Origin of the sequence: Pseudomonas sp. HMSC067G02, from assembly GCF_001813485.1 — a bacterium.
In the GTDB taxonomy this organism is placed as follows: Bacteria; Pseudomonadota; Gammaproteobacteria; order Pseudomonadales; family Pseudomonadaceae; genus Pseudomonas; species Pseudomonas aeruginosa.
Genome location: NZ_KV812657.1, coordinates 65,523 through 78,546 on the forward strand (window position 1 = coordinate 65,523; position 13,024 = coordinate 78,546).

Genomic DNA, 13,024 nt, shown 5'->3' on the forward strand with positions numbered 1-13,024 from the left:
TACCCCGAATGCGCCACGACGTCATCCTCGTCCTGCTGGACGGCCTCAACCACAGCGTCGCCCGCGACTGCATGGGGCATCTCCAGGCCCTCTGCGGCGCCGGCCGCGGCCAGTCGTACCGCCTGGAATGCGAGTTGCCTTCGCTGTCCCGGCCGCTCTACGAATGTATCCTCACCGGAGTGCCGCCGATCGATAGCGGCATCCTGCACAACGACGTGGTCCGCCTGAGCCAGGAACAGAGCCTGTTCCACTATGCCCGCGCGGCCGGCCTGAGTACCGCGGCAGCGGCCTACCACTGGGTCAGCGAACTGTACAACCGCGCGCCGTTCGACCCGGCCCGCGACCGCCACACCGACGACAGCGCACTGCCGATCCAGCGCGGACACTTCTACTGGAACGACCACTATCCGGACTCGCACCTGTTCGCCGATGCGGAAAGCCTGCGCCGCCGGCACGCACCGAACTTCATGCTGGTCCACTCGATGAACATCGACGACGCCGGGCACAGGCACGGCCTCGCCAGCCCCGCCTACCGCAACGCCGCGCGGCGCGCCGACGCGCTGCTGTCGGAATACCTGCACCAGTGGCTGGCGGCCGGCTACCAGGTGGCGATCACCGCCGATCACGGAATGAACGAGGACCGCAGCCACGGCGGCATCCTCGAGGAGGAGCGCGAGGTGCCGCTGTTCGTCTTCGGCGACGCCTTCAGCCGCGACGACCTGGCGCAACCGCTGCAGACCGACCTCTGCGGCACGCTCTGCGAAATCCTCGGCGCCGCCCACGACAAACCCGTCTGCCGGGAGCTGCTCGCCCCATGAAACGACTCTCCGGCAAATGGCTGGCGCTGCTGTTCCTGCTGCCCTTCGCGGCGTTCTTCGTGATTTTCCAGATAGCGCCGCTGGCCTGGGTCGCGCTGAACAGCCTGAAGGCCAGCGATGCCTGGAGCCTGGCCAACTACCTCGAGCTGTTCGGCTCGCCCTTCTACCGCCAGGCGATCCGCCATAGCCTGGAGATCGCCGGCTGGTCGAGCCTGCTCGGCCTGCTCATCGCGGTGCTCGGCAGCCATTCGCTGCGCCACGTCGACAGCCGCCTGCGCGACTTCGTCATGGCCTTCTCCAACATGACCAGCAACTTCGCCGGGGTACCGCTGGCGTTCGCCTTCATCATCCTGCTCGGCTTCAACGGCGCGCTGACCCTGTTACTCAAGCAGGCCGGCTGGATCGACGACTTCAATCTCTACTCGAAGACCGGCCTGATAATCCTCTACACCTATTTTCAGATCCCCCTCGGGGTGATGCTGCTCTACCCGGCCTTCGACGCCCTGCGCGAGGACTGGCGCGAGTCCGCCGCGCTGCTCGGCGCCAACGGCTGGCAGTACTGGCGACACATCGGCATCCCGGTGCTGACCCCGGCACTGCTGGGCACCTTCGTCATCCTCCTGGCCAATGCCCTCGGCGCCTACGCCACGGTGTACTCGCTGACCACCGGCAACTTCAACGTGATCCCGATCCGCATCGGCGCGCTGGTCGCCGGCGACGTGTTCCCCGACCCGAACATGGCCAGCGCGCTGGCCATGGTGCTGGTCGGCCTGATGACCCTGATCACCCTGGTCCACCAATGGCTGCTGCGCAGGAGCTACCATGTCGCGCGCTGATCGACGTCCTGCCGCGCTCTACCATCGCCTGGTGGTCTGCGCGCTGTTCCTGATCCTGGTCCTGCCGCTGGCGGCGACCCTGCTCTACTCGCTGGCCACCCAGTGGTCGGCGACCCTGCTGCCGGACGGCCTGACCCTGAAGTGGTACCTGACACTGTGGAGCGACCAGCGCTTCCTGCTGGCCTTCGCCCGCTCGCTGCTGGTCTGCTTCGGCGCCCTGGCGTTCAGCGTGTTGCTGATCCTGCCGCTGATGTTCGTCATCCACTACCACTTCCCGCGCCTGGACGGCGTGATGAACGTGCTCATCCTGCTGCCCTTCGCGGTGCCGCCGATCGTCTCCTCGGTGGGCCTGCTGCAACTCTATGCCAGCGGGCCGCTGGAAATGATCGGCACGCCCTGGGTGCTGGTCGGCTGCTACTTCACCATCGCCCTGCCGTTCATGTACCGGGCGATCACCAACAACCTGCAGGCGATCAACCTGCGCGACCTGATGGACGCCGCCCACCTGCTCGGCGCCAGCACCTGGAAGGCGGCGCTGCTGGTCGTGCTGCCGAACCTGCGCAAGGGCGTGATGGTGGCCCTGCTGCTGTCGTTCTCCTTCCTCATCGGCGAATTCGTCTTCGCCAACCTGCTGGTCGGTACCCGCTACGAGACCCTGCAGGTGTTCCTCAACAACATGCGCAACAGCAGCGGCCACTACACCAGCGCAGTGGTGGTCTCCTACTTCGTGTTCGTCCTGGTCCTGACCTGGGCGGCCAACCGACTGAACAAGGACAAGGCCTGATCATGTCGTTCGTCAGCGTCGAACAGCTCGACAAGAGCTACGGTGCCACCAGCATCTTCCGCGATATCGACTTCGCTGCCGCCCGCGGCGAGTTCGTCACCCTGCTCGGCCCCAGCGGCTGCGGCAAGTCCACCCTGCTGCGCTGCATCGCCGGGCTGACCGAGGTCGACAGCGGGCGCATCCTCATCGACGGCGAGGATGTGGTGCCTTTGCCGCCGCAGAAGCGCGGGATCGCCATGGTGTTCCAGAGCTACGCGCTGTTCCCCAACATGACCGTGCAACAGAACGTCGCCTTCGGCCTGCGCATGCAGAAGGTGCCGGCGGCGGAACTGAAGCAGCGGGTCGCCGAAGCCATCGAACTGGTGGAACTGGGCGAGTACGCCGCACGCTACCCGCACCAGCTCTCCGGCGGCCAGTGCCAGCGCGTGGCGCTGGCCCGCTCGCTGGTGACGCGCCCGCGCCTGCTGCTGCTCGACGAGCCGCTGTCGGCCCTCGACGCGCGCATCCGCAAGCACCTGCGCGAACAGATCCGCCGCATCCAGCAGGAGCTGGGGCTGACCACGGTGTTCGTCACCCATGATCAGGAAGAAGCGCTGACCCTGTCCGACCGCATCGTCCTGATGAACGCCGGACGCATCGTCCAGAGCGGCGACGCGGAGACCCTCTACACCGCGCCGGAAAACGCCTTCGCCGCCGGCTTCATCGGCAACTACAACCTGCTCGACGCCGAACAGGCCAGCCGCCTGCTCGGCCAGCCCTGCGCGCACCAGGTGGCGATCCGCCCGGAATCCCTGCGCCTGGGCAACGAACCGAGCGAAGGCGTGCCGGCGCTGGTACGCTCGCACAGTCTGCTCGGCAACGTGATCCGTTACCGCGTCGAGGCCGCCGGGGTGGAACTCACCGTCGACGTCCTCAACCGCAGCGCAGACCGCCTGTATCCGGCCGGCAGTCAGCTGACGCTGGTCATCGATCGCAACAGTATTCGAGAGGTAGCTTGATGAGCCTGGTGATCTTCGACCTGGACGAGACCATGATCCACGGCGACTGCTCCAGCCTGTGGAGCCAGCGCATGGCGAGTCTCGGCTGGGTCGACGAATCCTTCGTCCGCCGCGACGCCGAACTGATGGAGCAGTACGCCGAAGGCAAGCTGTCCATGGACCTGTACATGGACTACACCCTGCAACCGCTGATCGGTCGCAGCGTCGAGGAAGTCGAGCGGGAAGTGGAGGCCTACGTCGAGGAGGTCATCGAGCCGCTGATCTACAGCGACGCCTGCGCCTGCCTGGCGCGCCACCGCAGCGCCAACGACCGGGTGCTGATCGTCTCCGCATCCGGGGTGCACCTGGTCAAGCCGATCGCGGCGCGGATCGGCGTCGACGAAGTCCTCGCCATCGATCTCGAAGTGCTCGACGGACACTACACCGGCCGCACCCTTGGCACCCTCACCTATCGCGAAGGCAAGGTATTGCGTCTGCTCGACCTGCTGGAAGGAGACGATCGCCAACTGGCCGACGCCTGGTTCTATTCGGACTCGCGCAACGACCTGCCGCTGCTGAAGCTGGTCGGCCATCCGAACACGGTCAATCCGGACCCGACCCTGCTCGCCTACGCCAAGGAAATGGGCTGGCCGGTCAACGCCTGGCGCTGACAGGCTCGCCGCGAAAGCGCGAGCGGATCCGCCTCGACGGTGCCGAAGCGGCTCCTCAGGCCAGCGATGGGTCCACCACCAGCACGACCTTGCCCTGCACCTGGTTGCTCGCCAGCGCCTCGAACGCCGCCTCGGCGTCGCCGATCGGGAAGGTTCGCTCCAGCTGCGCACGGAGTTTCCCGGCGGAGAACAATGGCCAGACCTTCAATCCCAGCTCGGCAATCAGTTGCGCCTTGAAATCGGTATCGCGGGTACGCAGGGTCGAGCCGGTCAACTGGATGCGCTTGCCTAGCAGTTGTGCCAGGTCCAGTTGCGCCTCGCGGCCGCCCATCAGGCCGATGATCACCCAGCGCCCGTCGCTCCGCAGCAGCTCCAGGTTCAACCCGGCATAGCGGGCACCGACCGGGTCGAGGATCACGTCGAACGGGGCGAAATCGCGCAGCGATTCCAGGCTCTGCTTGCGCAGCGCGCCACCGGCGGCGCCCAGGGATTCGCAGTAGGCCAGGCGTTCGGCAGAACCGACGCTGACCCAGCAGGGGTTGCCGAACGCCTTGCACAGTTGGATGCCGGCCGAACCGACGCCGCTGGCGCCGGCGTGCAGCAGCACTTTCTCGCCGGGCTGCAACGCCGCCAGTTGGAACAGGTTCAGCCAGGCCGTGGCGTAGACCTCCGGAATCCCCGCCGCCTCCGCCAGGCTCAGCCCTGCCGGGACCGGCAGTACGTGGCGCGCGTCCACCACCACTTCCTCGGCCATGCCGCCGCCGGCGAGCAGCGCGCAGACCCGGTCGCCGACCTGCCAGGTGCTGCCCGCGCCCACCTCGCTGACCACACCCGCACACTCGAGCCCCAGCGCCGGGCTGGCGCCGGGTGGCGGCGGGTAGAGCCCGGCCTTCTGCAACAGGTCGGCGCGGTTGAGTCCGGCGGCCGCCACGCGGATGCGGATTTCGCCCTGACCGCAGGACGGGGCGGCGATTTCCGTCCACTCGACACGACCTTCGATACCTTGCAATGCGTTCACGCTGCCTCCATAGTGGGGTTGTCACGGCCCGATCACCCAGAGTCGGGCTTTTTGCATTGCGCCAAGGGAACCCGGCGCCGGCTAATAAGGCCTAATATGCGTCATTACTCCGCGATCAGTCGAATCAGCATGAAGCGTTTTCTGCCCCGTACCGCCCTGTTGCTCCTCCTCGGCGCCAGTTCGCTGCCGCTGTTCGCCTCGACCGCCGTCTCCGTCGGCAGCGCCCAGAATTCCTGGGACAGCCTGCAGCCGGACCGCGAGCAGGTCATCGCCAGCCTCAACGTGGTGGAGCTGCTCAAGCGGCACCACTACAACAAGCCGCCGCTGAACGATGAACGCTCGGCCAAGATCTACGACAGCTACCTGAAGATGCTCGATCCGGCGCGGATGTACTTCACCGCCGGCGACATCGCCGAGTTCGATCGCTGGCGCAACAGGTTCGACGACTTCCTCAAGAGCGGCGATCTCGATCCCGGCTTCGTCATCTACAAGCGTCACCTCGACCGCCTGAAAGGCCGTCTCGACTACGCCCTGGCGATGCTCGACAAGGGCGTCGACAAGATCGACTTCAGCGTCGACGAGAGCCTGCTGATCGACCGCGAGAAGGCCCCCTGGGCGAAGGACACCGCAGAGCTCGACGACCTCTGGCGCAAGAAGGTGAAGGACGAGGTCCTGCGCCTGAAGATCACCGGCAAGGACGACAAGGCGATCCAGGAACAGCTCACCAAGCGCTACAAGAACCAGCTGTCGCGCCTGAAGCAGACCCGCAGCGAAGACATCTTCCAGGCCTACATCAACGCCTTCGCCCAGTCCTACGATCCGCACACCCAGTACCTGTCGCCGGACAACGCGGAAAACTTCGACATCAACATGAGCCTCTCGCTGGAAGGCATCGGCGCGGTGCTGCAGAGCGACAACGACTACGTCAAGGTCGTACGCCTGGTGCCGGCCGGCCCGGCGGCGAAGAGCAAGCAGATCGCCACCTCCGACAAGATCATCGGCGTCGCCCAGGGCAAGGGCGAAATGGTCGACGTGGTCGGCTGGCGCCTGGATGAAGTGGTCAAGCTGATCCGCGGGCCGAAAGGTTCCCAGGTACGCCTGGAAGTGATTCCGGCGAGCAACGCGCCGAACGACCAGACCAGCAAGATCGTCGCCATCACCCGCGAGGCGGTGAAGCTGGAGGACCAGGCGGCGAAGAAATCCATCATCAAGGTCGACCACGAAGGCCGCAGCTACAAGCTCGGCGTGATCGACCTGCCGGCCTTCTACCTGGACTTCAAGGCCTACCGCGCCGGCGACCCGAACTACAAGAGCACCACCCGCGACGTGAAGAAGCTGGTCGCCGAATTGCAGAAGGACAAGGTCGACGGCATCGTCCTCGACCTGCGCAACAACGGCGGCGGCTCCCTGCAGGAAGCCACCGAGCTGACCGGCCTGTTCATCGACCAGGGCCCGACCGTGCTGGTGCGCAACAGCGACGGCCGCGTCGACGTGCTCAACGACGACGAAGGCAAGGCCTTCTATACCGGCCCGCTGGCGGTGCTGGTCAACCGTCTCTCGGCCTCCGCCTCGGAGATCTTCGCCGGCGCCATGCAGGACTACCACCGCGCGCTGATCCTCGGTGGACAGACCTTCGGCAAGGGCACCGTGCAGACCATCCAGCCGCTCAACCACGGCGAACTGAAGCTGACCCTGGCGAAGTTCTACCGTGTCTCCGGGCAGAGCACCCAGCACCAGGGCGTGATCCCGGACATCAGCTACCCGTCCATCGTCGACGACAAGGAAATCGGCGAAAGCGCCCTGCCCGACTCGATGCCCTGGGACACCATCCGCCCGGTGGTGAAGGACGAGGCCAACCCGTTCAAGCCGTTCCTCGCGCAACTCAAGGCCCAGCACGACGCGCGCACCGAGAACAACGCCGACTTCGTCTACGCCCGCGAGCGCCTGGCGCTGGCACAGGAGCTGATGAAGGAGAAGACCGTCAGCCTGAACGAGGCCAAGCGCCGCGCCCAGCAGACCAGCATCGAGAACCGCCAGTTGGCCATGGAGAACGCCCTGCGCAAGTCCAAGGGCCAGGAGCCGCTGAAGGAACTCAAGCGCGAGGACGAGAACGCCCTGCCGGAAGAGGACGACAAGACCAAGCCGCAGGACGACGCCTACCTCACCGAGTCCGGGCACATCCTGCTGGACTACCTGAACCTCAACTCGGCGGTGGCCAAGCACTGAGTTCAGCGGGAGCGTCATAAAACAGTCATGGGACTGTCGTGAAATACGGGGCCGGTTGCACAACCGGCCCTTTTTCATTGCGACGAGAGCGTTCCATGACCGTCACCGAGCAGTTGAGCGCCCTGGACAGCATCCTGGCCCACGGCGACCTGCACTGCCTGTTCCAGCCCATCCTCTCGCTTTCCGAACGGCGTCTGGTCGGCTACGAAGCGCTGACCCGCGGTCCGTCCAACAGCCCGCTGCACTCGCCCCTGGCGTTGTTCGCCGTGGCCCGCCAATGCGGACGGCTGAGCGAACTGGAACTGCTCTGCCGACAACGCGCCTTCAGCCGCTTCCGCGACATCCAGGGCGACGCCATGCTGTTCCTCAACGTCTCCCCGGAGTCCCTCCTCGAAGCCGGCCATCCGCCCGGCCGCACCCTGCAATTGCTGCAACAGCTGGGGATCTCGCCGAACCGGGTGGTGATCGAACTGACCGAACAGACCCCCATCGACGACTTCGACCTGCTCGACACCGCGCTGCACCACTATCGCGCCATGGGCTTCTCCATCGCCCTCGACGACCTCGGCGCTGGCTACTCCAGCCTGCGCCTGTGGTCGGAACTGCGTCCAGACTACGTGAAGATCGACCGCCACTTCGTCGATGGCATCCACCTGGACACCGTGAAACGCGAGTTCGTCGGCTCCATCCTGAAGATGGCCCGAGCCTCTCGCGCCCAGGTCATCGCCGAAGGCATCGAACTGCCCGAGGAACTGGCGGTGCTTAGCGAGATGGGGGTCGACCTGGTGCAAGGCTATCTGTTCGGCCGCCCGCAGGAACACCCGGCAAGCGACGTACAACAGATGCTGCCCAGCGCTGGCGCCCCCAGCCAGTCTTCCAGCGACGAGCATGGCGACCTGCGTGCGCTGCTGCTGGAGCAGCGCGCGGTCGACGTTCGCACCTCGACCCAGGAAGTGGTGGAAATCTTCCGCCGCCAGGCCAACCTGAACTCCCTGGCGATCCTCGACGAAGAGGGGCGTCCCATCGGCATCGTCCATCGCCACGCGCTCACCGACGCCTTGCTCCGGCCCTTCGCCTGCGACCTGTTCCTGCGCAAGCCGATCAGCCGCCTGATGAGCGACGATTTTCTCGCCGTGGAACTCGGCCAGACCCTGCAGCAGGTCAGCCGCCTGCTGACCAGCCGCGCACGCCAGCGTATCGAGGAAGATTTCATCGTCACCCGCGGCGGGCACTATGCGGGCATGGGCCGGGTGATCGACGTGCTCAGGCTGATCACCGAGGAAAAGCTCCAGCAGGCGCGGCACGCCAATCCGCTCACCTTGCTTCCCGGAAACGTGCCGATCCAGCAATGCCTCGAACGCCTGCTGCAACAAAGGCGCGAGGCGGTGATCTGCTACATCGACATCGACAGCTTCAAACCCTTCAACGATCTCTACGGCTACGCCCGCGGCGACGAGGTCCTGCTGTGCCTGGCACAGTGCCTGAGCGAACGGATCGACCCGGGCAGCGACTTCGTCGGCCATATCGGCGGTGACGACTTCATGCTGGTGCTCGGCCCCGAGGACTGGCGCACACGGATCGACCGGTTGCTGGAAACCTTCCAGAGCCAATGCCGGCGCTTCTACAGCCGCGAGCACCTGGACGCCGGCTGTTTCGTTGCGCACAACCGCCATGGCCAGCGCGAGGAGTACCCGCTGCTGTCATTGTCCGTCGGCGTGGTGCATCTACCGGCCGAAGCCTGCCAGGGAATGGATGCCGCGCACCTGGCGACGCTGGCCTCCGAGGCCAAGCGCCAGGCCAAGGCGGTGCCAGGCTACAGCCTGTACCTGATCGAGGCCGCCTGAACCGTTCGTTCAGCTAGAGACCGAGCGCGGACGCCCGTTGCGCATAGTGCTCGGCGCGCTCGCTGTCCGGCGCCAGGCCCGGGCCTCCATGGCGGTAGAGTTCCGCCAGCTTGCGCGCCGCCAGCGGGTGGCCCGCCTCTGCCGCTAGTGCCCAGTGGCGGCTGGCTGCCAGCGCGTCGGGCGCTTGCCGGCTGTCGCCCTTGAGCGCCTGCACGCCGAGCTGGTAGGCCGCTTTCCCATCGCCCGCGCTGGCAGCCAGGCGCAGCAGGCGCAGGCCCTCCTCGCGTGCGCCGAAGCCCTGACCACGGAACAGCAGCAGGTGACCGTAGAACGCCTGGGCGTCGCGGTGTCCGAGGTTGGCCATGCGCGAGAACTGCCCCTGCATCCACTGCCAGGCTCGCGGCTGCTTGACCAGCCAGGGCCAGCCCAGCAACTGCCGGGCCACGCCGTAACCGAGGCGGGCGCGCAGGCGCCAGATCCATTCAGAGTTCATCGGGATACTCGAATTCGAAGACACGGACCACTTCCGCCGCATGCCAGCCAGCCGCGGCCGGGCCGTCCGGCGGACCGGAAAAACGCCCGAGGCGCTCCACGCACTCGAAGAAACCGGTGCGTGGCAAGCGGCTTGCGCCCTGGCTGATGACCAGCGAACTGCGCAACGGACGCCCCGAGCGCGCATCCAGCGATGCCAGGTGCTCGAGAGCCGCGGTGAGGGTGGTCATCGCCGGAGTCGGCAGTTGCAGGCGCTCGATCAGCGCCCGGTAGGTGAGCAGATGACGCTGGCGACGCGCATCCTCGATTTCCAGCAGCAGGCTATCCCAGTGTTTACGGCTGATCAGCACACTCAAGGTCAGGCCCCCGTCGCTTTGCCCAGCACACGCTCCAGGGCGAACAGGATGGCCTCGCTGGCCTCGCGTTCGCCGCGTTCGATCATCGCCATGTAGGAAGGACTGATACCGACCTCCCGGGCCACCTGTTCCAGGCTCAGGCCGCGCGCCTCGCGGCGCTCCAGCAGGCTCGCGGATGGCACCGCCGGCGCGGTCGTCTCCACCGCGACACTGGCGGCCGGGCGACCGGCGGCGGCCAGCAACGCCTGGTATTCGGCCCAGGGCAACACCGCGTATTCCGCCTCGCCGTCTCGCGTGATCACTTGGACATTCATGTCGGTCTCCTTGCAAGCCGCCATCTTATCAGGCACCGCGCCGCTGCGGACTGGCTATACTGCTGCCCTGGTCACACAGTCTGCCTGGTGGAGGAGCCCACGGGTGCGCCGGAGAAGTCTTGGTTTGTGCATCCTGCTGGGAGTCGGACAGGCCTTCGCCGGCGAGCTGCGCTGGGGCTTCAGCCCCGCCGACGGCATGCCCTACGTGGACATCGTCGATCACCAGCTGCAAGGCGGCTTCACCCGCCAGTTGGGGGAGCGGGTCGCGCAGCGGCTGGGATTGTCGCTGCGTTTCGTGGAAACGCCGAACCGAAGGATCGACGGCTTCATGGCCAGCGGACATATTCACGTGATCTGCAACTCCAACCCCGGATGGGATAGCAAACCCGAACGCTACCATTGGTCTCCTGCCCTCTTCGAAGAGCAGGACGTCCTGCTGCAGCGCGACGACCGTCCGGCGATCCGCGACTTCGCCGAGCTGCGCGGCAAGACCCTGGGTACAAGTCTAGGCTATGTCTACGCGGACGATCTCATGCAGGCCTTCGCTGCCGGGGAAATTCGCCGCGAAGATACCCGCGACCTGGCCAGTCGCGTGCAGATGCTCAAGCGTTCGCGCCTGGACGCCGCAGTGGACATGCGCCGCCCGCTGCTCTACCTGACGCGCCAGCATCCCGAGCTGGGCCTGAGCGTCAGTCCGCTGGTACTGCAGAGCTATCGGATGCACTGCATCTATGGCGGACAACTGCCGGTCCCCGTCGAAAGTATGGACCGGGTGCTCGACGAGATGGTCAGGGACGGCAGCATCGAGCGCCTGCTGGAAAACAGCCTGCGAACCCCTCAGGAACCCTGAACGCGCTCCGCCCTGGGAGCCGGCAGCTCTCGCAGCGCCTGCTGCGTCTCGACGGCCTGGGCGTCGCGCCAGACCTTGAAGGCATCCAGCTCGGACTGCCAGCGACGCACTACCCAGGCCAGGACGGCGAGATCGTCGAGCAAGCCGACACCGAAGATGAAGTCGGGGACGATATCCACCGGCGAAAGGAAATAGGCCAGCGCCGCGATCACCGAGAGCAACGCCTGGCGGCTGAGTCCGCGGTATTCGCCGCGAACCCAGGCCACCAGCAGTTCCTGCAGCAGGCGCAGGTCGCTCTTCACCAGCTTCAGGCGCGAGCGCTTGCGTGCTACCGCAATCAACAAGGCGGGCACCCGGCCACGGGCCAGGAAACGTTCCGCGATCCCCAGGTAACGACTGAATCCTCGTGGTGCATCCATCCTTCCACCTCGCTCAAGCGCTTGCCGCCGAGGCTCTCCGGGTTATCCACGCATACTGTGGATAACCTTGTGAACAGCCCCCCCTTCCGTCGGCGAGAAGCCCGTCGCTACAGGCTTTCCGACAGATCGGACACTTTTTAGACAATGCTCTAAAAGCATTGAAAATCAAGGGTTTGACCTAGCGCAACGGACAACCCGAGGTCAATACCGTAGGTCGGGTCGACGTGCGACAAATGTGTGCATAAGGGTAACACCGGCCGTGCCCTCGACCTGTTTTCAGACCCTCGCGGCAGCGCCTGGGTTCAGCCGAATCCGCAAATGAAAACGCCCCGTCATGGACGGGGCGTTTCATGCATCGCGGCGGAAGAATTACTTCTTCGCGTCCGCCTTGGCTTCGGGCTGCGCTGCGGCACCGGCCTCGGGCTCCGCGTCCGGCTTGGACGGATCCTTGATGCCGAGCAGTTCCATGTCGAAGACCAGTACCGAGTTGGCCGGGATCGCCGGGCTCGGGCTCTGCGCGCCGTAGGCCAGCTCGCTGGGGATGTACAGCTTGATCTTCTCGCCGACGTGCATCAGTTGCAGGGCTTCGACCCAACCCGGGATCACGCCGCTGACCGGCAGGTCGATCGGGCTGCCGCGCTCGATGGAGCTGTCGAAGACGGTGCCATCGGTCAGGCGGCCTTCGTAGTGGACGGTCACCACGTCGGTGGCCTTTGGTTGCGGGCCATCGGCCTTCTTCACGATTTCGTACTGGAGGCCGGAAGCGGTGGTGGTCACGCCGTCGCGCTTGCCGTTTTCCTCGAGGAACTTCTTGCCGGCCTTGGCGTTTTCGTCGCCGATGGCGGCCATGCGCTCCTCGGCACGTTTCTGCAGGAAGGCGAAGGCTTCGGTCAGCTCTTCATCGGTGAGCTGCTGCTTCTTCTTGCCGAGGGCGTCTTCGATGCCCTTGGCGACGGCTTTCGAATCCAGGTCGTCCATGCCTTCCTGGGACAGGCTCTTGCCCATGTTCAGGCCGATACCATAGGAAGCTTTCTGCGCCGGGGTCTTCAACTCAACGTTGGTCTGCGAATCGCAGCCGGAGAGAACCAGACCGACCAGTGCGATCGCTGCTGCCAACCGATGTTGTTTCATGCTGAGTCCTTTAATCTGTTCGCCGCTCGGGCATATTCGATGAAGCCGCGAGCTTAGCAGGCTGTCGCGACCAGTGGCTATGGGCAATAGGAACAGGTGCGCGCGGATAAGTTCAAGGCCGAACTTTCCGAAAAATGAAGGAGATAGCAGAACGAACGCGTGGAACGAGGACAGAAGAACAGCGGAAAGGAAGCGTCGAAAAACGTCGAATTATGAAGCGGGAAGGAAGCGCAAGAGATACAGCTAAGGAAGGAAATGGCGCAGCGGACGGGACTCGAACCCGCGACC

General features: G+C 65.5%; 14 protein-coding genes. 8 read left to right on the forward strand and 6 right to left on the reverse strand.

All coding sequences use genetic code 11. The features are described 5' to 3' along the window. Window positions 1-8 precede the first annotated feature (8 nt). From HMPREF2914_RS10800 to HMPREF2914_RS10820, 5 genes are read left to right on the forward strand one after another with little or no spacing between them, the layout of a single operon-like run. The gene (locus HMPREF2914_RS10800; protein WP_003109171.1) at window positions 9-818 is read left to right on the forward strand and encodes an alkaline phosphatase family protein; all 810 of its coding nucleotides are present in this window, start codon (window positions 9-11) and stop codon (window positions 816-818) included. After that, window positions 815-1,654 (forward strand): ABC transporter permease, encoded by an 840-nt coding sequence (locus HMPREF2914_RS10805; RefSeq protein WP_003091588.1) that lies wholly within the window; start codon window positions 815-817, stop codon window positions 1,652-1,654. The genes HMPREF2914_RS10800 and HMPREF2914_RS10805 overlap by 4 nt, the downstream gene beginning before the upstream one ends. Further along, window positions 1,641-2,438: an ABC transporter permease gene (locus HMPREF2914_RS10810; RefSeq protein WP_003091589.1), complete on the forward strand. Its 798-nt coding sequence runs from the start codon at window positions 1,641-1,643 to the stop codon at window positions 2,436-2,438. Before HMPREF2914_RS10805 ends, HMPREF2914_RS10810 begins: the two co-directional genes overlap by 14 nt. Window positions 2,439-2,440: 2 nt before the next feature. Next, window positions 2,441-3,436 carry an ABC transporter ATP-binding protein gene (locus HMPREF2914_RS10815; RefSeq protein WP_003091590.1) on the forward strand — a complete coding sequence of 332 codons (996 nt, stop codon included), beginning with the start codon at window positions 2,441-2,443 and terminating at the stop codon, window positions 3,434-3,436. After that, window positions 3,436-4,086, forward strand: coding sequence for an HAD family hydrolase (locus HMPREF2914_RS10820; RefSeq protein ID WP_003091591.1), 651 nt, complete (start codon window positions 3,436-3,438; stop codon window positions 4,084-4,086). Before HMPREF2914_RS10815 ends, HMPREF2914_RS10820 begins: the two co-directional genes overlap by 1 nt. Window positions 4,087-4,141: 55 nt before the next feature. Here HMPREF2914_RS10820 and HMPREF2914_RS10825 read toward each other — a convergent pair whose 3' ends face one another. Then, window positions 4,142-5,104, reverse strand: coding sequence for an NAD(P)H-quinone oxidoreductase (locus tag HMPREF2914_RS10825; protein WP_023091526.1), 963 nt, complete (start codon window positions 5,102-5,104; stop codon window positions 4,142-4,144). A 129-nt stretch (window positions 5,105-5,233) separates the two neighbouring features. Between HMPREF2914_RS10825 and HMPREF2914_RS10830 the strand changes: the two genes are divergently transcribed. Continuing rightward, the gene (locus HMPREF2914_RS10830) at window positions 5,234-7,330 is read left to right on the forward strand and encodes a carboxy terminal-processing peptidase (protein ID WP_003091593.1); all 2,097 of its coding nucleotides are present in this window, start codon (window positions 5,234-5,236) and stop codon (window positions 7,328-7,330) included. 95 nt (window positions 7,331-7,425) lie between these two features. Further along, a complete protein-coding gene (locus tag HMPREF2914_RS10835) occupies window positions 7,426-9,174 on the forward strand; it encodes a bifunctional diguanylate cyclase/phosphodiesterase (protein ID WP_023091525.1) in 1,749 nt (582 codons plus the stop codon). A 13-nt stretch (window positions 9,175-9,187) separates the two neighbouring features. Here the strand turns inward: HMPREF2914_RS10835 and HMPREF2914_RS10840 are convergent, their stop codons facing one another. From HMPREF2914_RS10840 to HMPREF2914_RS10850, 3 genes are read right to left on the reverse strand one after another with little or no spacing between them, the layout of a single operon-like run. After that, the gene (locus HMPREF2914_RS10840; protein ID WP_023091524.1) at window positions 9,188-9,667 is read right to left on the reverse strand and encodes a tetratricopeptide repeat protein; all 480 of its coding nucleotides are present in this window, start codon (window positions 9,665-9,667) and stop codon (window positions 9,188-9,190) included. Further along, window positions 9,657-10,022 carry a hypothetical protein gene (locus HMPREF2914_RS10845; RefSeq protein WP_003114793.1) on the reverse strand — a complete coding sequence of 122 codons (366 nt, stop codon included), beginning with the start codon at window positions 10,020-10,022 and terminating at the stop codon, window positions 9,657-9,659. The genes HMPREF2914_RS10840 and HMPREF2914_RS10845 overlap by 11 nt, the downstream gene beginning before the upstream one ends. A 2-nt stretch (window positions 10,023-10,024) precedes the next feature. Further along, complete coding sequence (locus HMPREF2914_RS10850) at window positions 10,025-10,336, reverse strand: helix-turn-helix domain-containing protein (RefSeq protein WP_003091597.1); 312 nt, start codon at window positions 10,334-10,336, stop codon at window positions 10,025-10,027. A gap of 103 nt (window positions 10,337-10,439) precedes the next feature. Between HMPREF2914_RS10850 and HMPREF2914_RS10855 the strand changes: the two genes are divergently transcribed. Beyond that, entirely contained in the window at window positions 10,440-11,186 is a 747-nt protein-coding gene (locus HMPREF2914_RS10855) for a substrate-binding periplasmic protein (protein WP_003091598.1), read from the forward strand. Here the strand turns inward: HMPREF2914_RS10855 and HMPREF2914_RS10860 are convergent. After that, entirely contained in the window at window positions 11,174-11,605 is a 432-nt protein-coding gene (locus HMPREF2914_RS10860; RefSeq protein WP_003091599.1) for a YkvA family protein, read from the reverse strand. The two genes, HMPREF2914_RS10855 and HMPREF2914_RS10860, sit on opposite strands and share 13 nt — an antisense overlap. Window positions 11,606-11,974: 369 nt before the next feature. Further along, window positions 11,975-12,736 (reverse strand): BamJ family beta-barrel-assembly machinery protein, encoded by a 762-nt coding sequence (locus tag HMPREF2914_RS10865; RefSeq protein WP_003091600.1) that lies wholly within the window; start codon window positions 12,734-12,736, stop codon window positions 11,975-11,977. Between the last annotated feature and the right edge of the window lie 288 nt (window positions 12,737-13,024).